The organism is Archangium lansingense (assembly GCF_026626635.1).
Classification (GTDB): Bacteria; Myxococcota; Myxococcia; order Myxococcales; family Myxococcaceae; genus Archangium; species Archangium lansingense.
The window spans coordinates 7387674-7406760 of sequence record NZ_JAPNKA010000001.1 but is presented as its reverse complement, the minus strand read 5'-3'; the positions used below and the strand labels follow the sequence as shown (position 1 = coordinate 7406760).

Below are 19087 nucleotides of genomic sequence, written 5' to 3'. Positions count from 1 at the left end.
GGTTGCACGCCGGGCGCGCGGACGCATGGATTTTGGTGGGGTTCGGTGTTACTCAAGCCGGCTTCGACGTAGCCCGAGGCCCCCCTACCATGCCGGCCGATAACGCTCACATCCGCAATTTCTCGATCATCGCCCATATCGACCACGGGAAGTCCACCCTGGCCGATCGCCTGCTCGATGCCACCGGAACGGTGACCAAGCGCGAGGCGCAGGACCAGTTCCTCGACAACATGGAGCTGGAGCGCGAGCGCGGCATCACCATCAAGGCCCAGTCCGTGCGGATGAACTACACCGCCAAGGACGGCCAGAAGTACGTGCTCAACCTCATCGACACCCCGGGACACGTGGACTTCGCCTACGAAGTCAGCCGCTCGCTCGCCGCGTGCGAGGGCGCCCTCCTGGTGGTGGACGCCTCTCAGGGCGTCGAGGCCCAGACGCTCGCCAACGTCTATATGGCCTTGGATCACAACCTGGAGATCATCCCGGTCATCAACAAGATCGACCTGCCGAGCGCCGACGTGGAGCGCACGCGCACGGAGATCGAGGACGTGATCGGCATCGACGGCTCCAGCGCCGTGCCGGCCTCCGCCAAGGAGGGCATCGGCATCAAGGACATCCTGGAGGCGGTGGTGAAGACCGTGCCGCCTCCCTCGGGAGATCCGGCGGCCCCGCTCCGGGCCCTCATCTTCGACAGCTGGTACGACAACTACCGCGGCGTCGTGACGCTGGTGCGCGTGCTCGAGGGCACGCTCAAGCTCAAGCAGAAGATCAAGCTGTGGAGCAACAACAAGGTCTTCGAGGTGCAGGAGCTGGGTGTCTTCAGCCCGTTCTCCCGCCCGGTGCAGCAGCTGATCGCCGGCGAGGTGGGCGTGCTGGTGGCCAACGTCAAGGAGCTCCAGGACGCCAAGGTGGGTGACACCGTCACGGAGGAGCTGCGTCCCACGGACGCGCCCTTCCCGGGCTTCAAGGAAGTGAAGCCCATGGTGTTCTCCGGCATCTTCCCGGTGGACTCCGAGCAGTACGAGGGTCTGCGCGACGCGCTCGCCAAGCTCAAGCTCAACGACGCGGCCTTCACCTACGAACCCGAGTCCTCCACGGCGCTCGGCTTCGGCTTCCGCTGCGGCTACCTGGGCCTGCTGCACATGGAGATCGTCCAGGAGCGCCTGGAGCGCGAGTACAACCTCTCGCTCATCACCACGGCGCCCTCGGTGGTCTACCGCATCACCGACTCGCAGGGCGCGGTGATGCACGTGGACAACCCGGCCAAGCTGCCGCCGGTGCAGAAGATCGCCAAGTTCGAGGAGCCCGTCCTCACCTGCCACATCCACGTGCCCAACGACTACCTGGGCGCGGTGCTCAAGCTGTGCCAGGACCGGCGCGGCGTGCAGAAGGACATGAAGTACCTGGGCACCAGCGGCACGCGCGTGCAGGTGACGTACGAGATGCCGCTGGCCGAGGTCGTCTTTGACTTCTTCGACAAGCTCAAGAGCGTCACGCGCGGCTACGCCAGCCTCGACTACGAGCTGGCCGGCTACGTGGAGGCGGACCTGGTGCGCCTGGACATCCTCATCAACGGAGATCCGGTGGACGCGCTCAGCGTCATCGTCCACAAGGAGCGCGCCTACCAGCGCGGCCGCGAGGTGTGCCAGAAGCTCAAGGAGGTCATCCCGAAGCAGATGTACGAGGTGGCCATCCAGGGCGCCATCGGCGCGAAGATCATCTCGCGAGAGACGATCTCCGCCATCCGCAAGAACGTGCTCGCCAAGTGCTACGGCGGCGACATCAGCCGCAAGCGCAAGCTCCTCGAGAAGCAGAAGGAGGGCAAGAAGCGCATGAAGCAGGTGGGCTCGGTGGAGATTCCGCAGGAGGCGTTCCTCGCGGTGCTCAAGACGGAGGAGTAAGTCATGTCCACCACCGCGACCAACGCCGCCGCGGGGCTCGAGGCCACCATGGCAGCCCGTAGGACTCCAGAGCAGCTCAAGGCCAGCCGCGCGCTGATGTGGCGCGAGCTGCTCACCAGTCTGTGGGCGCCCCTGGTCATCCTCGGGCTGGCACTCGTGCCCTACATCATCCTCATCGAGTTCGTGCCGCCCTCCGCCGCGTGGGCCCAGCCGCTGCTTCAGGGCCTGGCGCTGCTGATGCTGATCTACTTCGGTGGGCTGATCGTGCTGCGCTTCGCGCTGCCCAAGCAGAGCCGCCTGCGCAATCTGCGGCACGAGGCGCGTGAGCTCATCGGGGAGATCGAGCGCATCCACAAGCGCGTGCCAGGGAAGATCTCCGCCGAGGCGTCTACGCGGCTGGCCGAGCAGGCCATGCAGGTGGAGGCCGCCTCACTGGCCGGGGACTCGGAGCGGCTGGAGAAGGAGACGAAGGCGCTCGACACGCTGGCCACCCAGTTGCTGGGCGCCTGGCGCAAGCAGGACGCCTGGGACTTCGTGTCCGGCTTCGCCAAGGCGCTGGCCATCGCGGTCATCATCCGCGTCTTCATCATCGAGCCGTACCGCATCCCCTCCGGCTCCATGCTGCCCACGCTGGAGATCGGCGATCAGGTCTTCATCAACAAGTTCATCTACGGGGTGCGGCTGCCCTTCACCAACTACGTGCCCTTCCAGATTGTCCGCCCGCCGGCTCGCGGAGACGTCATCGTCTTCAACAACCCGATGATCCCGGAGTTGGACTTCATCAAGCGCGTGGTGGGTATTCCCGGGGACAAGGTGGAGCTCGTCGATGGCGAGGTCCACATCAACGGCGTGCCCCAGCCCCGCACGTTGGTGGACGAGGAAAAGGTCGTCTACAACAAGCGCGACAACGGCGTCTGGTATCCGGAGCGCATGCGGCTGTTCAACGAGAACCTGGACGGCAACGTGCACTCGGTGCTCCAGCGGGGCCCGAGGGCCAATCACGAGTACGAGGGGCCCTACACCGTTCCCCCGGGCCATGTCTTCGTCATGGGGGACAACCGGGAGAACAGCTCCGACAGCCGCTACGGCCTGAGTGCCGGAAACGGGGTGGCCTTCGTCCCGTACGGTCACATCAAGGGCAAGGCCATGGTCGTCTGGATGGCACTCGGGTTCGGTGGCTGGTTCAGCAACTTCTTCGATGGCACCGGGCTGCGCACCGACCGCCTCTTCGAGCCAGTGCGTTGAAACCTGGCCTCGATGCTTGACGCCCCGCGTATGCCGCTGCTACGCGGGGGCCTCATGCGTCATCCCTCGGGGAAGATCAGCTTGGGCGGTCTGGTGCTCCTCACCCTCATCGTGGGGGGCATCTATGTGGGTGTGATGGTCGTTCCCTTCTACGTCGACAACCTCGACGTGAAGGAAGCCGTGGCCGCGGCCCACAACCGTGCAGCCCAGGGCGCGCCCGACGACTCGCTGCGCAACACCATCATCGAGCGCACAAGCGACCTGGGCACTCACTGGGAGCGGGATCAGTTCGACCGCGACATCCTCGTGCCCGGGTTGGGGCTGACGCCCGAGCAGATCTCCATCGAGCGCAGCGACGTCACCGGGAAGGTCCGCATCGAGGTGGAGTACTCGCGGCGGGTGCGCTTCAAGCCGACGAGCCACGTCCGCACGCTCAAGTTCCGCGTCGTCCAGGATGGCATTCCCGGGCAGTAGCGCCCAGGGGCACCTATGAGACACCTGTTGGGAATCGAGGGCCTGCGGCGCGGCGACATCGAAGCGCTGCTCGGCCGGGCCGAGGCTCACCTGCAGGGTGGGCCGGATGCCTCGCATGTGCTGCGGGGCAGGGTGGTGGCCAACCTCTTCTTCGAGGACTCCACCCGTACTCGCACCTCCTTCGAGATGGCGGCTCACGCGCTCGGGGCCGAGGTGCTCAACTGGACGACGGCGGGCTCCTCCGTCTCCAAGGGCGAGACGCTGCTGGACACGGTGCGGAACATCGAGGCCACGGGCCCGGTGGCGCTCATCATCCGGCATCGCTCCTCGGGGGCCCCGCACCTGGTGGCGCGCCACATGCGCTGCGCCGTCATCAACGCCGGGGACGGCACTCACGAGCACCCCTCGCAGGCGCTGCTGGACGCCTTCACCCTGCGCCGCCGCTGGGGCCGCCTGGACGGGCGCACGGTGCTCATCGTCGGAGACATCCTCCACAGCCGCGTGGCCCGCTCCAACCTGCACTGCCTCACCACGCTGGGTGCGAAGGTGGTGCTGTGTGGCCCGCCCACGCTGCTGCCGCCCGGCCTGGAGTCCTTCGGTGCCGAGCTCACCACGAACCTGGACGCCGCGCTGCCCCGCGCCGACGCCGTCATGTGTCTGCGCGTGCAGTCGGAGCGGCAGGGCGAGAACTTCTTCCCCTCGGTGCGTGAGTTCTCCCGCATGTACGGGCTCAACGCCGCCCGCGCCGAGCGGCTCAAGCCGGAGGCGCTCGTGCTGCATCCCGGCCCTATGAATCGGGGCGTGGAGATCGCCCCCGCCGTGGCCGACGGGCCTCGCAGCGTCATCCTGGAGCAGGTCGCGCATGGTGTGGCCGTCCGCCGCGCCATCCTCGAGGAGGTGTGCCGGTGAGCTCGACGATTCTCTTGAGCCGCGGGCGGGTGGTGGATCCGCGCAACGGCGTGGACGGGGTGCGCGACGTCCTGGTGCGTGACGGCGCTGTCGTCGAGGTGTCCGAGGCGCCCCTGAAGGTGCAGGACGCGCGGGTGGTGGACGCCACGGGCAAGCTGGTGCTGCCGGGCTTCATCGACCTGCACGTGCACCTGCGCGAGCCGGGCGAGGAGGGCAAGGAGACGATCCTCACCGGCTGCATGGCGGCGGTGGCGGGCGGCTTCACCGGGGTGGTGGCCATGCCCAACACCAAGCCCGTCAACGACAGTGTGCTCGTCTCCGAGTACGTGAAGGCGAAGGCCCGCGAGGCGCGGCTGTGCCACGTGTACCTGGCGGGTGCCATCACCAAGGGCCTCCAGGGCGAGGAGATGGCGGAGATGGGGGCGCTCGTCGGCGCCGGCTGCATCTGCATCACCGACGACGGCCGCCCGGTGATGAACGCCGGCCTCATGCGCCGGGCCCTCCAGTACGCCCAGCTCTTCAACCTCCCCGTCATGGTGCACGAGGAGGACCTGACGCTCTCGGGCAAGGGTGTGATGAACGAGGGCCGCACCTCCACGCGGCTGGGCCTGGTCGGCATTCCGCCCTCCGCCGAGGTGGCCATGGTGGCGCGCGACATGGTGCTGCTCGAGGAGACGAAGGGGCGGCTGCACGTGGCCCATGTCTCCTGCGAGGGCAGCGTGCGCCTCATTCGCGAGGCCAAGCGTCGCGGTCTCAACGTCACCGCCGAGGCCACGCCGCATCACTTCATCCTGGATGACGAGGCCGTGGGCGCCTACGACACCCATGCGCGCATGAATCCGCCCCTGCGGACCCGCCGCGACATCGAAGCCGTGCGCGAGGGGCTCGTTGACGGCACCATCGATGCCATCGCCACCGACCACGCGCCCCACGGCGTGCTGGAGAAGCAGGTGGAGTTCGACAAGGCGTGGAACGGCGTGGTGGGGTTGGAGACGGCCCTGGGCCTCACGCTCTCACTGGTGCGCGAGGGTGTGCTGAGCCTCCAGCGGGCGGTTGCCCTGCTGACGGACGGGCCGGCGAAAGCATTCGGGCTGCCGGGCGGCCATCTGGCCCCTGGTGCTCCGGCGGACATCACGGTCGTCGAGTCCGAGACGGAGTGGACGGTGGACTCGGCGCGGTTCTTCTCCCGCAGCCGGAACACCCCCTTCCATGGCAGGCGTTTGACGGGACGGGTCGCCCAGACGTGGGTGTCGGGGCGGCTCGTCTTCGAAGACGGTCACATCAAGGAGTCCAGGTGATGAAGCGGGCAGTGCTGGCATTGGCGGATGGCACCACCTTCGAGGGACGCGCGCTCGGCGCTTCCGGCGAGACGGTCGGTGAGGTGGTCTTCAACACGTCGATGACTGGCTACCAGGAGATCCTCACGGATCCCTCGTACGTCGGGCAGATCGTCACCATGGCGTACCCCGAGATGGGCAACGTGGGCGCCAACCCCGGGGACCAGGAGTCCCAGAAGCCGCACGCCGTCGGAATGATCGTGCGCAACTCCTCGGAGCAGCACTCCAACTGGCGCGCCGAGGAGACGCTCGACGTCTACCTGAAGCGCCATGGCATCGTCGGCATCGAGGGCATCGACACCCGGCGCCTGGTGCGGCACGTGCGCACCCACGGCGCGCAGATGGGCGTCATCTCCACCGAGGACCACTCGCCGGCCGCTCTGGTGGAGCGGGCTCGGGCGGCTCGCGGCATGGAGGGTCTGGACCTGGCCACCGGCGTGTCCACCCAGGAGCCCTACCTCTTCACCGCGCCCACCCCGAACCTGCTCGGCGAGGCCGTGCGCCCCGCGCCCGAACTGCGCTTCGATGTGATTGCCTACGACTACGGCCTCAAGCGCTCCATGCTCCACTTCCTGGTGGACGTGGGCTGCCGCGTGAAGGTCGTGCCCGCCGGCACCACCGCCGAGGCCGTGCTCGCCGAGAAGCCCCACGGCATCTTCCTCGCCAACGGCCCGGGAGACCCCGCCGCCGTGAAGGGCGCGGACAAGGTGGTGGCCGCGCTGCTCGGGAAGGTGCCCGTGTTTGGCATCTGCCTGGGACACCAGATTCTCGCGCTCGCGCTGGGCGGCCGGACGTACAAGATGAAGTTCGGTCACCGGGGCGCCAACCAGCCAGTCAAGGACCTGACCACCGGCAAGGTGGAGATCACCTCGCAGAACCACGGCTTCGCGGTGGATGATGCCAGCGTGAAGGGCAAGGCCCTGGTGAGTCACATCAACCTCAACGACGGTACCGTGGAGGGCCTGAGCATCCCGGACGCCCGGGCCTTCAGCGTCCAGTACCACCCGGAAGCGTCTCCCGGGCCACATGACGCCCGGTACCTCTTCTCGCGTTTCGCGAAGCTGATGGCCGGAGAGTAGGATCTCGCAGCCCCATGGACTCCCCCCTTTCGCCGCTGTCGTATCAGCCCTATCTCGACCAGCTCATCGCCTTTGGGAGCCAGGAGTCACGCAAGCCCGACCTGCTGGAGGCCAAGGCGGAGTACTTCCGCCTCACCGGCGAGGTCTTCGAGGATGACAAGATCTTCGAGCTGCGGATGGCGTCCTTCCTGGACTACTACCTGTATGACCGGGTCTCGCCCATCTCCAAGCTGACGCCCGCCGCGGAGCTGTACCAGCTGCGGCTGCAGAGCGCCTCGCCCGAGGAGGCCAACGCCTTCCGTTGCTTCACGGAGACCGTTCACGGCCTCTTCGAGGTGCGCAAGCTGGGCAAGGGCCTGGTGCGTCTGCGCGAGCTGTTCTCCGGCAAGGACTTCGACGTCACCGAGCGCCGCACCGTGGCGGGCCTGGAGACGGGAGATGTGCTGGAGGCTCGGCTCATCCCCTTCGCCGGGCACCTGCTGTTCTCCTCGGCCTTCTGCTTCCACCCTCGCGCCGCGGTGAAGGCCATCAAGGCCGAGGTGAAGCGCCGCAAGAAGAAGGAGCCGGATCGTCCTCCCACCGAGCTCGTCTGGGAGTGCTCCCGGCGCGCCGTGAAGGTCGAGCGCTACAAGCAGATCGCCATCGAGCGCATCTACGACTTCTCGCAGACGACGCCCTGGCTGGCCTCGGCGAGCTAAGCGGTCCGCCATAGATGTTGTTCACTTTTTCCGCAGGCGGTTTCGGTAGCTCATGAAGCCGCTGCGGACAGCGGCGAGCAGTTCAGCGAGCGTGGGGTAGCTCCGACGGGGCATTTCGTAGGACTTCACCACGCCGAAGACGGGCTCCACCTCGTTGAGTTCCGGCGAGTACACCGGGAGAAAGAAGAGGCGCACGCCGCGCTTGCGCAGTTGCCTACGGCGTTGGCGGATGAAGCGGCTGGTGTGGATGTTGACGTTGTCCAGGACAACGGTGCATGGCCGCTTCCCCGTGGGTAGCAACAGTAGGAAGTCGAAGACATCCGCACTGGTGAGGGAGCGGCCCTTCACGGTGAAACGTAGGGCTCGCTGGCCGTCGCGAATGCCGTAGGCGGCCAGGGCGTTGGCGCGCCTGCCCTTGGTGGCCTCATAGGCAATGAGCTTGCGACTGCCTCGGAGCGTCCAGCTGTAGCCCGTCGGCTGCGTGGGTGCGAAGCCGCACTCATCGAGGAAGAAGAGGTCTAGCCTCCGGGCGCGGGCTTTTTTTGAGCGTGGTGAGCTTGCGGCGCGCCCGCTCCACCGCCTCGGGCTGCTGTAGATGCTCCAGGCTCGACTTGGTGCGGCGCCAGCCAGCGCCCAGTTCCGCCAGGTAGCGCTCCGTCTGCCGGGCACTCATTTGAATGCCCACCCCAGCCAATGCCTCAGCCAACTGGGATGATGTCCAGGTACGTGGCTCCGAGAGGAACTTCTCGAGCATGCCCACTACCATGGCGTGTCGCTCAACATCCGGCACTGGCCCCGGTAGCTTGCGCTCCAACGCATCCAGGCCCTCGTGGCTCCAGGCCTTGAGCACACGGCGCACAGTAGCCGCATGCACTCCCAGGTACTCCGCAATCCGTGGGGGCGACCAGCCCGAGGCGGACAGAAGAATCATCTCCACGCGGTCGCGCTCCCACGGAGTGGCCCAGGACGAGCGGCCCCGCTCTCGGAGCCGCGCCCTATCCTCTGGGCTCACATCTGCACGCAGCATCGCAGATGTGTACAACATCTATGGCGGACCGCTTAGTGGCGCATGCTCCCTCTCCCTTTGGGAGAGGGCGGGGGGTGAGGGTTTTCCCCGCGTGTAGACCCTCACCCTGACCCTCTCCCAGAGGGAGAGGGGACTTCAGCGGGACCGCTCGCAGGCGGGCTGGATGCCCCGCTCGCAGGCCTTGGTGAACAGCTCCCGCGCCTTCGCGGTGTCGCTCGGAAGGGTCGGGCCCCTGCCTCGAGGCAGCTCGATGCCCTGCTGATAGGCGAAGGCGGCAACGAGGCACTGGCCTCCATTGTCCTGCTCACAGGCTCGGATCGCATCCTTGACGACGTGCCCCAGCACGTTGCACGCGCGTTCGGAGCCGCGGCGGCAGCCCTTCTGCAGCAGGCCCAGCACCGGCTCCATCTCCTCGGGATGGCCGCCCTTCTCGGCGCGGTCTCCGAGCGCGAAGGCCACGCTGGTGCAGGACTCGGCTCCGCCCAGCTCACAGAAGCGGCGCTGCACCTGCTTCCGCTCCTCGTCGCTGGAGTAGGGCTGGCGGCCCGACTGGAGCTCCTCGGGCAGGACGCGGCCCTCGTTGGTGGCACCCAGGTAGTCGCACGCCGTCCTGTCGCCCAGGTGGCACGCCTGGAGGGCGATCTCTCGTCCACGTGTGGCGTCCGCGGGTCCTCCGGTCCCCGTGAGGAGCTGGTAGCCAAGGTTGAAGCAGGCCGGGCCATGGTCGAGGCCACAGGCCTTCTCGTAGAGCGCGCGGGCCCGGGCAGGTCCGTCTCCGGGCTTCTCGGAGGCGCGAATACCGGACTGGAAGCAGGACTCGGCCGAGCCCGTCTCGCACGCCTTCGCCAGGAGTGGATCGGTGCGAGCGTCGTCCGGCGCGCCTCCAGCCGTCGCCGCGAGGAAGGACGCGGCCGTGAAGCAGACGCTGCCGCCGAGCCGTTCGCACGCGGCGGACGCCTTCTGGAGGTACTCCGTCTGGGCCGCCTGATCGTCCGTCCTGGGCGGGCGGGCTTCCAACTCCATGGCGCACCCGATGGAGCTTCCCTCACGGCAAGCGGTCTGCAGGAGGGGAAGTGCCTGCTCCATGTTCGCTTGGGTCGCGGAGGTCCCCAGTCCCAGCAGGGCGCCGAGGCCCGCACACGCATCCGGCTGGCGCCGCTCGCAACCGCCGCGCAGGGCCTCCTCGAAGGCGGAGCGCTCGGTGAGGCTCGCTCCCGTCAGGAGTCGATGGGCCAGCCGGGAGCAGTCCCCTGCGTTGCCGCTCTTGCACCCCTCGATGGCCGGGCCGAAACGCCGCTGCCGGAACTGGCGCAGCTCCTCCTCGGGCGTCAACGGGCTCGAGGTGCCCGCCTTCGCGGAAGAGGCGTCCGCGGGACGGGTGCTGCTCGTGGCCGTGGGTGTCTCGGCGGGGGAGGGGGCGCCCGAGGGGGTCGTGCTTCGGCACGCCACCGTGGTGGTGCCCAGCGCGAGCAGCAGGGCAGCGGAGACCCGGAAGCGGGTGGGGATGAGGGAGAAGGGCATGGGTTGTCCTTCTACTCCGTCAGGTGCGAGGCCCTGACAGCTTCTGATGCGATGGGATGACAGGTTCACCACAGTCCCTTGCCCACGCCTCCGGAGAGGCGTTGCGCTTCCGGGGAGGCGCCCTCCGTCCGGAAGAACCGGAAGAGCGCCTCGTCGCGCAGCCAGCCGGTGGTGCCTGCGTCCAGCTGAAGCTCTTGGCGGGCCTGTTGCTGCCACGTGGTGAGATCGGCCGCCTTGGCGCCGAGGTCCTCGAGCTGCCGCAGTCGGCTGGCGGGAAGCGGGGCCGCGTTGCTGGCATCCACTCGCCGCGGCTGGCTCCCCCTGCGCAGCCAACGGACCACCTCCGGCCACTTCATGGTCAGCATCGTCCAGCGCACCAGCTGCCCCAGGGAGGGACCCTCGAACCCCCGGGCCCGATGCGCGTACCAGAGGAAGTAGTGGAAGCGGAAGGCGTTGATGAATCGTTTCAACTCGCGCGGGTTGCCCTGGAAGTAGGGCGTCGCCGTGTCCAGGAGCAGGAGTATCTCCTGGCTCTGATCGTTGAAGCTCTTGATGCCTTCATCCAGCTTGCGCCGCACGAACTGGGCCTCGAGCTGATCCCTGAACCGGGCGGCCTGCCGCTCATCGAGCTGGTACGTCTCCCGGGCCCGCCGGGCTTCCTCCTCGATCGCCGAGTGCGTGGTGAGGCGCTGGGCCGCTTCACGTGCGCGGGTGTCCACCTCCGGCTGGGGCGCGGGTGCTTCCTCCTCCTTGAAGAGGGCTTGCGTGAAACGCGTCACGTCCTCCTGCTCGCAGACGGGGATGAGGAAGGGGAGCTGGACGAACTTGTCCATGAACCGCCACCCCACGGGGATGCCGATGTCCGAGGGCAGGTTGGCGATCATGTCCTTGTGGGCGGCCTGGAGCGCGGCGGCGACCATCTCCGTGTCCATGCCCAGGACGAACATGCAATCGGGGAAGTCGCCGGCCAGGAAGAGGTTCACCGCCTCCACCACCTGAGCCACCTTCGCGGGCGAGCAGCGGTCCAGATCGTCGATGAAGATGACGAGCGGCTTATAAGCCGCCGGCACGCAGTCGAGCACCCGCCGGAGATCCACCTCGGCCCGGTGCACGAAGCCCAGCTCCGCGCTGTAGCTGGGTATCTCCAGGTACTCCTGGAGGCTTACGGCGGCCGGCTCCTTCTCGACCTTCTCGCGTGCCTCGTGGAACTTCCCGAGGGCCTTGGCGGTGCCCACCAGGAGGGTGAGCACGAGGCCGGCCCAGCCGGTCACCTGTGCCGGGCCCACATGGGTGAGGGCTCCCGTCACGGCGGTGGCGATGGACGTGAGCAGCGCTCCGCCGACCGCCAGCGCCGTGCCTCCGATTCCGCGCCAGAAGTAGCGGAAGATGCGGTCGTGGACCTTCTGTCGGATGCGGTCCGCGTCCACCCGTTTGAGGTTGAGGCGCAGCCAGAAGGCCTCGCGCTCGTGCAGGGGGAGCCGGGCTGCTACCTGCTGGATGATGGCGTCCACCATCCCCGCCCAGACCTGGTTGGTGCTCTCGTACTTCCAGGCGTTGAACCAGATGGTGAGCCGGTGGGGTCCGGAATCGGGGGCGGGGAGGGTGGAGAGGGGAGGCAGCGGCTTTTGCGTGCGCGTGCGGATCCACTCGTCGATCTCCCCCAGCGCATCCCGGACGGAGAATGCTCCGCGTGGCTCATGCGCCTCGTCCTTCTCCTTGTCGAAGGCTCCAGGATCGAGCTCCTGCTGGAGCATGCGCATCAGCGACGTCTTGCCGCCTCCCCACGGTGCCTGGATGCTGATGGTGAGCGGCGGCCGGGTCTGCGGGTGCGTCATGAAGCGATAGAGTGCATGCGCGTAGGCCCGGTACCCGAGCGTGTCGTTCCTCGTCCAGATGTCGGTGGCGATATGGGTCGACGGGCCCTCGGATTCGATGAGGATCGGCTCCGAGGGGAAGGTCTTCCGGTGGAGATCCTTCCAGCCTGGCAACTCGGCGGGGTACAGCAACGCCATCTGGTTGAGGAATGCGTTCGACCAGGTGGGCCGGTTGAATCCCAGGCGCTTCAGATCGCCCGCCTGGTCACCCGGGCGGTAGATGAACGCGGCAAAGAGGTGGCGCACATCCAGGGGCGATGGATTGGCCACGATGTTGAGCAGGGCCTGGGCCTCTCCGAGCAGGGAGGAGGCGGAGGTTCTCAAGACCTGCTCCATCTTCTCGGGAGCGATGAACGATAGGAGCCGGTCGGGCTCCCGGAGGATGTCTGAGAGATCGAAGCCCTTCGTCTTCGCGATCGCCTCCATGGAGATACGAAATTCTCGGGCGAAGTTCTTCTTCAACCACTGGGAGAATGGGTCGTCGTCGCCGTCGTCGAACAGCACTACCGCGAGCAGCAGCGAGCTGAATGTGAGGTCGGACTCCCACTCCATCCAGCGGTTGACATGGACCGCACGGTCCAGGAGCCGCAGCATTGAGGGCGTCGCGGGAGTCTCCACGAGCGTGGTGCCGTCCTCCTTCAGTATCCGGAGGGTAGATGGGCTCTCATCCCCAGGTCCCGTGTCCTCGGACTCCGCCATGTTCTCCCCCCTGTCGCTACTGACCAACACAGCGGGGCGCACGGGTTGAAGCCTGGACCCGTGGCACCCCCACCCCGTCCCTCTCCCGGGGGGAGAGGGGATATGCGTCAGGGTGGTTTGAGATGGATCAGATGCGATGCACCGACATCATGTTGGTGTTTCCCGGCTCGTTGAGCGGCACTCCGGCCACGATGACCACGGGCGTGCCCGTCTTGCAGATGCCCTCTTCGTGGCACAGCCGCTTCACCTGCCGCAGCATCGCGTCCGTCGACTGGAGGCGGCCGACCTGCAGCGGCTTCACCCCCCAGTAGAGCGCCATGCGGTTCACCGTATCCGGGTTCGGCGTCAGCGCGATGATCTGCGCCCTCGGCCGGAACTCGGAGATGAGCCGCGCCGTCAGGCCTCGCTCGGTGTACGCCACGATGGTTCCAATCCCCATCTGCTCGGCCGCCGCCACCGCCGCTGCCGCCACGCCCGTGGAGATGTCGTCCTTGGCGTCCGGGAAGGGCGCGTTCGTCGTGTCCCTCACCACCCCCGTCTCCGTCTCCTCGACGATCCGCGCCATGGTCGCCACCGCCTGCACCGGGTACTTGCCCGCCGCCGTCTCCCCCGAGAGCATCACCGCGTCCGCCCCGTCCAAGATGGCGTTGGCCACGTCCGACACCTCGGCGCGCGTGGGCCTCGCGTTGTTCACCATGCTCTCCAGCATCTCCGTGGCCACGATGACCAGGCCCCCCATCCGATTCACCGTGCGCACCATGCGCTTCTGGATGGCCGGCAGCTTCTCCAGCGGCATCTCCACGCCCAGGTCCCCTCGCGCCACCATGATGCCGTCCGCCTCGCGGGCAATCGCTTCCAGGTCCGCCACCGCCTGCGGCTTCTCGATCTTCGCGATCAGCGGCGTGTTGCGCTTCGCCACCAGCTTGCGCGCCTCCCGGATGTCGTTCGCCGTGCGCACGAAGGAGAGCGCTACGTAGTCCACGCCCACCTCCTGCCCGAAGGCCAGGTCCTCGGCGTCCTTCTCCGTGATGGTGGGGACCGAGACGTGCGCCCCCGGCAGGTTCAGGCCCTTGTTGTCCTTGAGCAGCCCGCCCAGCTCCACCATGCAGGTGACATCCTTGCCCTGCACCTTCTTCACCCTCAGCCGCACCCGTCCGTCATCCAGCAGGATGGGGTGGCCCGGCTCCACGTCCTTGGGCAGCGAGCGGATGGGGGTGGGGATGAGGTTCCCCTGGCCCAGCACCTCCCGCGTCGTCACCACCACCGTCTGGCCTGTTTTGATCTCCAGGCATCCGCCCTCGAACTTGCCCAGGCGGATCTTCGGCCCCTGGACGTCCTGGAGGATGGCCACCGGTACTCCGACCTTCTTCGCCGCCCGGCGGATGAGGTTCACCCGGCGGCGGTGTTGGTCGTGCGTCCCGTGCGAGAAGTTGAGCCGCGCCACGTTCATCCCGGCGCGGATGAGTTCTTCGATGACTTCGGCCGAGTCAGAAGACGGTCCCAGCGTGCAGATGATCTTCGCCTTGCGCATGGGCACACATCCTAGGCGCCTGACGCCGCCTTGACAGCTTTGCGTCCTCGGGAATACTTGGCGCCCACGCGGGCGAGAGCGACGTCGTCGGCGAAGCGGTGCTGTTCTGGGTTTCGACCCGCTACGTCGCGAGAAAGCCCGGCGTCCCTGGAGGGGGGGCCGGGCTTTCGCCTTTGCGGGCTCCTGCTCGCTCGCGGTGGCTAGAGGCTGATCTCGTCCGTCTTGTCGGGCGCCAGCTTCGGGGCGAGGCCCGGAGGCGGCAGGCCCTGGTGCGGATCCATCGGCATCGGCTCGTCCATCAGGTGCTCGTCCGGCTCGCCGCTGCCACCCACGCCCGGGCCGCTCTCACGCAGCGAGTCAATCTCCTCCCGGGTGATGCCCGCCTCGTCCAGCACCTTGCGCGTCACCATGATGCGCGCCTCGCCATCCAGCGCCATGGCGATGGAGTCCGAGGGCCTTGCATCCAGCGTCACCTTGCGCTTGCCCTGCTCGAGGAAGATGCGGCCGGTGTAGATGTCGTCGCGCAGGTCGTCGATGCGCACCTCGGTGACCTTGGCGCCCAGCTCCGTCACCACCGAGCCCAGCAGATCCTGCGAGAGCGGCTGCGGCGGCCTCAGGTGCGCGAGCCGGAAGGCGATGGCCACCGCGGCGGACTCGTCCACGAAGATGGGCAGCACCATGTCCCCATCCTTCGTGGTGAGCACCACGGCGTGCGTCTGCGCCTCGACGAGCGGAATGACGTCCCGGACCTCGAGCTGGATCAGCTCCTTGCAGGCGGCTGGGTTTCCCCCGTGCTTGGGAACGCAGGCCTCGCTGTCCTTGGGCGCTGCGGTCGCGGGTTGAGCGCCGATGCCGGGAAGGAGGAGCACTCCCAGGGCAAGCAGCGCAGCGGACAGCGGGGCAAGGACGAAAGCAGCAGGGATGGACGTTTTCACCCTGCAAACGTGTGCATGTGCACCAGGGGCGGGAGGGCTCCGGTTCGTGCCCGCCTGCTCCTCGGCCTCACATCGACTTCACCCCGCGGAAAACGCACGTGCAGGGTAGACGGGCAAGCTTAGCGCTCGTCCTCGTCCTCGTCGTAGTCCTCTTCGTCCTCGACGTCCTCGTCCTCGTCGAAGTCGAGCTCCTCGTCGTCGGACTCGTCGTCCTCGTCGGTCTCCTCGTCCTCGTCGAGCTCGTCCTCGAGATCCTCGGTCTCCAGCGCCATCGAGACAGCGAAGCGCTTACCCAGTGCGGCCACCTGGGTCCTCATCTCGGTGAGTGCCGAGACGAAGTCCTCCTGGATGTTGGTGGGAGTCTTCTGACCGCAATGAGGGCAGGCGAGCTTCTCCGTCCCATCGATGACATCCTGAACATCTAGCTCGAAAGTGCCCTCGCACTTCTGGCAAGTCAGATCGATCGTCATGTGCGTCGCGCGGAATACATAGGGCTCTGGTGACCTGTCAACGCCCGTGGCGAGCCGGTACCTCGTTTCAGTAGCCTCGAATTCCCTATGGACACTCCCAGGACGATGGTGCAGGCGCTCCATGATCAAGCCAACCGGCGGCAGCACCGACCGGCGCTCTGGACGCGCAAGGGACGTACCTATGTGCCCACCTCGTGGCACGAGTATGCCGACCGGGTGAAACGTTTTGCCCTGGGGTTGCACGCCCTGGGGTTCCAGCGGGGAAGTGCGCTGCCCATCCTCTCCTTCAACCGCGAGGAGTGGCTGGTGTCGGACCTGGCCGCCATGGCCCTGGGCGGCGTCCCCGTGGGCGTCTACATCACCAGCAGCCCGGAGCAGATCCAGTACATCCTCGACCACTGCGAGGCGTGCCACCTCGTGGTGGAGAACGAGAAGCACCTGGCCACCGCGCTCACCGTGCGCGAGCGGGTGCCCGGGCTGCGCCACATCATCGTCCTGGACCCCCCCGCGGCCCCGTTGCCCGAGGGGGTGTTGAGCTACGCGGAGGTGCTGGCCCGCGGTACCGGCGCCGATGAGGGGCCTTACTGGAGCGCCGTGAATGCCCTCCAGCCCGAGGGGCTCGCCACCCTCATCTACACCTCGGGCACCACCGGCAACCCCAAGGGCGTCATGCTCAGCCACCACAACCTCGTGTGGACGGGCATGCAGCTCATGCGCGCCACGCGCATGTCCGGGGACGACGAGGCGCTCCTGTCGTACCTGCCGCTGGCGCACATCGCCGAGCAGATGCTCAGCATCCACGGGCCCCTCCTCGTCGGCGCGGAGGTCTACTTCGCGCGCGCCCTGGAGACGGTGCCGGAGGACCTGCGCGACGCCCGGCCCACGCTCTTCTTCGGCGTGCCCCGCGTCTGGGAGAAGTTCAAGGCCCGTCTGGAGGAGGCTCTCGGCCAACTCCCCGCCGCCCGCCAGTCGGTGGTGGGCTGGGCTCGCGGGGTGGCCAGTCAGCGCAATGCGCTCGTGATGCGCCACGAGCGGGTGCCCCTGTCCCTGGAGGCCCAGTACCAGCTCGCCCGGCGCACCATCTTCCCGGCCCTGCTGGGGAAGCTGGGCTTCGAGCGCACCCACTTCTTCTCCAGTGGTGCTGCCCCCATCGGCCGCGATGTGCTCGAGTTTTTTGCCTCGCTCGACATCGTCATCCGCGAGGTCTACGGCCAGTCCGAGGTGTGCGGGCCTACCACCCTCAACACCCCCGATGCCACGCGCCTGGGGACGCTCGGCCGGCCTCTGCTGGGTGTGGAGCTCCTCATCGCCGACGACGGGGAGATCCTCGTGCGCGGCGGCGGCGTCTGCCACGGCTACTTCAAGGACCCCGCTGCCACCGCCCAGCTGCTCCACGACGGCTGGCTGCACTCGGGCGACGTGGGCCACCTCGACTCCGAGGGCTTCCTCCACATCACCGGCCGCAAGAAGGAGCTCATCGTTACCTCCGGAGGCAAGAAGACCGCTCCGTCCCACATCGAGCTGCTCCTCAAGGCCGTGGCGCCCGTGGGCCATGCGCTCGTTATTGGCGAGCGCCGCAACTACCTCGTGGCCCTCCTCACGCTGGACCCCGAGCGCGCCCGCTCCCTCGCGCGCCAGAATGGCTGGCCCGAGGACCTCGCCGCCCTCGCCGCTGATCCTCGCCTGCGCCAGCACCTGCATGAGGCCATCGAGCGCGAGGTGAACCCCCGGCTGGCACGCTTCGAGACCATCAAGCGCTTCGCCGTGCTCGCCGAGGACTTCACCATCGCCAGCGGCGAGCTCACCCCCAGCATGAAGATGCGCCGCCAGGTCATCGAGGCCCGGCACCAGGCCCTCATCGAGTCCCTTTACTCCGAGGGGCCGGCCACTCGGGTGGGGTAGGGGACCCCTGAAACGCCAAGAGGGCCAAGGCGTGGGTCCGCTGACCCTCACCCCAGCCCTCTCCCAGAGGGAGAGGGTGCTCGGAACCCGTGGCCCGTGGCACCCTCACCCTGTCCCTCTCCCGAAGGGAGAGGGGTTGTCTGGTCAGTGGGTTTGCACTGACTCTTACTTGCGCGCCGCCATCGGCACGTAGTCGCGCCGCGTGGAACCCAGGTAGACCTGACGCGGACGCGCGATCTTCTGCTCGGGATCCTTCACCATCTCCTCCCACTGCGTCACCCAACCCACCGTGCGCGGAATGGCGAAGAGGACCGGGAACATCTCCACCGGGAAGCCCATCGCCTCGTAGATGAGGCCCGAGTAGAAGTCCACGTTCGGGTACAGCTTGCGCTTCACGAAGTACTCGTCCTGCAGCGCGATCTTCTCCAGCTCCAACGCGATCTCCAGCAGCGGGTTCTTGCCGGTGATCTCGAAGACCTCGTCCGCCACCCGCTTGATGACCTTCGCGCGCGGATCGTACGACTTGTACACGCGGTGACCGAAGCCCATCAGCTTCTTCTCACCCTCGCCGCTCTTCACCGCCTTGATGAAGTCCGGCACCTTCGACACGTGGCCGATCTCGCGCAGCATGCGCAGCACGGCCTCGTTGGCGCCGCCGTGCAGCGGGCCGTAGAGCGCCGAGATGCCCGCCGACACCGCCGAGTACGGATCCACCTCGGAGGAGCCCACCGTGCGCACCGACGTCGTCGAACAGTTCTGCTCGTGGTCGGCGTGCAGGATGAAGAGCACGTCCAGCGCCTTCTCCAGCGTCGGGTGCACCTTGTACGTCGTGGTGCCGATCTTCCGGATCATCGCCAGGAAGTTGCCCACGTAGGACAGATCGTTGTCCGGGTAGACGTAGGGCAGGCCCATGCTGTGGCGGTACGAGAAGGCCGCGATGGTGGGCATCTTCGCGATGAGCCGCGTCATCTGGATGCGGCGGCTGCGCTCGTCCTTGGTGTTCTTCGCGTCCGGGTAGAAGCCCGAGAGCGCGGCCACCGTCGAGGACAGCATGGACATGGGGTGCGCGTCGTAGCGGAACCCGTCCATGAAGGCCTTGATGTTCTCGTGCACGTACGTGTGGTGCGTCACGAGATAGTTGAACTCCTCGAGCTGCTTGGGCGTCGGGAGCTCGCCGTTGAGCAGGAGGTAGGCCACCTCGATGAACGACGACTTCTCCGCGAGCTGCTCGATGGGGTAGCCCCGGTACTCGAGGATGCCCTTGTCACCGTCGATGAAGGTGATCGCGCTCTTGCAGTTGGCCGTGTTCAGGAACGCTGGGTCGTAACCCATCAGGCCGAAGTCTTCCTCCGAGACCTTGATCTGCCGCAGAGCGTTGGTGCGAATGCAGCCGTTCTCGATCTGGACCTCGTACGTCTTACCGGTCCGGTTGTCCGTGATGGTCAGCGTGTCCTTTGGCATAGGCGGGACTTTTCACAGGCAGCA

At 67.3% G+C, this 19087-nt stretch carries 16 protein-coding genes; 8 read left to right on the top strand and 8 right to left on the bottom strand.

Translation table 11 applies throughout. From position 1 onward, the window contains the following. The first annotated feature begins 89 nt into the window (after positions 1-89). The 7 genes from lepA to OV287_RS29620 are packed head-to-tail and all read left to right on the top strand — an operon-like array spanning position 90 to position 7643. Positions 90-1901: a translation elongation factor 4 gene (lepA, locus tag OV287_RS29650; RefSeq protein ID WP_267537409.1), complete on the top strand. Its 1812-nt coding sequence runs from the start codon at positions 90-92 to the stop codon at positions 1899-1901. A gap of 3 nt (positions 1902-1904) precedes the next feature. Next, positions 1905-3146, top strand: a complete 1242-nt coding sequence (lepB, locus tag OV287_RS29645; RefSeq protein ID WP_267537408.1) for a signal peptidase I — start codon at positions 1905-1907, stop codon at positions 3144-3146. Positions 3147-3200: 54 nt separating this feature from the next. Next, positions 3201-3620, top strand: coding sequence for a hypothetical protein (locus tag OV287_RS29640; protein WP_267537407.1), 420 nt, complete (start codon positions 3201-3203; stop codon positions 3618-3620). Positions 3621-3635: 15 nt separating this feature from the next. Beyond that, entirely contained in the window at positions 3636-4529 is an 894-nt protein-coding gene (locus OV287_RS29635) for an aspartate carbamoyltransferase catalytic subunit (RefSeq protein WP_267537406.1), read from the top strand. Continuing rightward, the gene (locus OV287_RS29630) at positions 4526-5827 is read left to right on the top strand and encodes a dihydroorotase (RefSeq protein ID WP_267537405.1); all 1302 of its coding nucleotides are present in this window, start codon (positions 4526-4528) and stop codon (positions 5825-5827) included. The genes OV287_RS29635 and OV287_RS29630 overlap by 4 nt, the downstream gene beginning before the upstream one ends. Then, entirely contained in the window at positions 5827-6945 is a 1119-nt protein-coding gene (gene carA, locus OV287_RS29625; RefSeq protein ID WP_267537404.1) for a glutamine-hydrolyzing carbamoyl-phosphate synthase small subunit, read from the top strand. The genes OV287_RS29630 and carA overlap by 1 nt, the downstream gene beginning before the upstream one ends. Before the next feature lie 14 nt (positions 6946-6959). Next, positions 6960-7643 carry a DUF7986 domain-containing protein gene (locus OV287_RS29620; RefSeq protein ID WP_267537403.1) on the top strand — a complete coding sequence of 228 codons (684 nt, stop codon included), beginning with the start codon at positions 6960-6962 and terminating at the stop codon, positions 7641-7643. A gap of 21 nt (positions 7644-7664) precedes the next feature. Here the strand turns inward: OV287_RS29620 and OV287_RS29615 are convergent, their stop codons facing one another. The 7 genes from OV287_RS29615 to OV287_RS29585 form a co-directional block, all read right to left on the bottom strand. Beyond that, a complete protein-coding gene (locus OV287_RS29615; RefSeq protein WP_267542271.1) occupies positions 7665-8240 on the bottom strand; it encodes a transposase in 576 nt (191 codons plus the stop codon). Then, positions 8143-8580: a helix-turn-helix domain-containing protein gene (locus OV287_RS29610; RefSeq protein ID WP_267532196.1), complete on the bottom strand. Its 438-nt coding sequence runs from the start codon at positions 8578-8580 to the stop codon at positions 8143-8145. The genes OV287_RS29615 and OV287_RS29610 overlap by 98 nt, the downstream gene beginning before the upstream one ends. A gap of 225 nt (positions 8581-8805) precedes the next feature. Then, complete coding sequence (locus OV287_RS29605) at positions 8806-10191, bottom strand: tetratricopeptide repeat protein (protein ID WP_267537402.1); 1386 nt, start codon at positions 10189-10191, stop codon at positions 8806-8808. Positions 10192-10256: 65 nt separating this feature from the next. Next, a complete protein-coding gene (locus OV287_RS29600; protein ID WP_267537401.1) occupies positions 10257-12764 on the bottom strand; it encodes a KAP family P-loop NTPase fold protein in 2508 nt (835 codons plus the stop codon). 127 nt (positions 12765-12891) lie between these two features. Then, positions 12892-14295: a pyruvate kinase gene (gene pyk / locus OV287_RS29595; RefSeq protein ID WP_267537400.1), complete on the bottom strand. Its 1404-nt coding sequence runs from the start codon at positions 14293-14295 to the stop codon at positions 12892-12894. Positions 14296-14495: 200 nt separating this feature from the next. Further along, positions 14496-15230, bottom strand: a complete 735-nt coding sequence (locus tag OV287_RS29590; RefSeq protein WP_267537399.1) for a bifunctional nuclease family protein — start codon at positions 15228-15230, stop codon at positions 14496-14498. A gap of 119 nt (positions 15231-15349) precedes the next feature. Then, positions 15350-15700, bottom strand: coding sequence for a CpXC domain-containing protein (locus OV287_RS29585; RefSeq protein WP_267537398.1), 351 nt, complete (start codon positions 15698-15700; stop codon positions 15350-15352). Between the two features lie 87 nt (positions 15701-15787). Here OV287_RS29585 and OV287_RS29580 point away from each other — a divergent pair, with 87 nt between their 5' ends. Further along, on the top strand, positions 15788-17602 hold the full coding sequence (locus OV287_RS29580; protein ID WP_267537397.1) for an AMP-dependent synthetase/ligase: 1815 nt from the start codon (positions 15788-15790) through the stop codon (positions 17600-17602). Between the two features lie 165 nt (positions 17603-17767). Here OV287_RS29580 and OV287_RS29575 read toward each other — a convergent pair whose 3' ends face one another. After that, a complete protein-coding gene (locus OV287_RS29575) occupies positions 17768-19063 on the bottom strand; it encodes a citrate synthase (protein ID WP_267537396.1) in 1296 nt (431 codons plus the stop codon). Positions 19064-19087 lie beyond the last annotated feature (24 nt).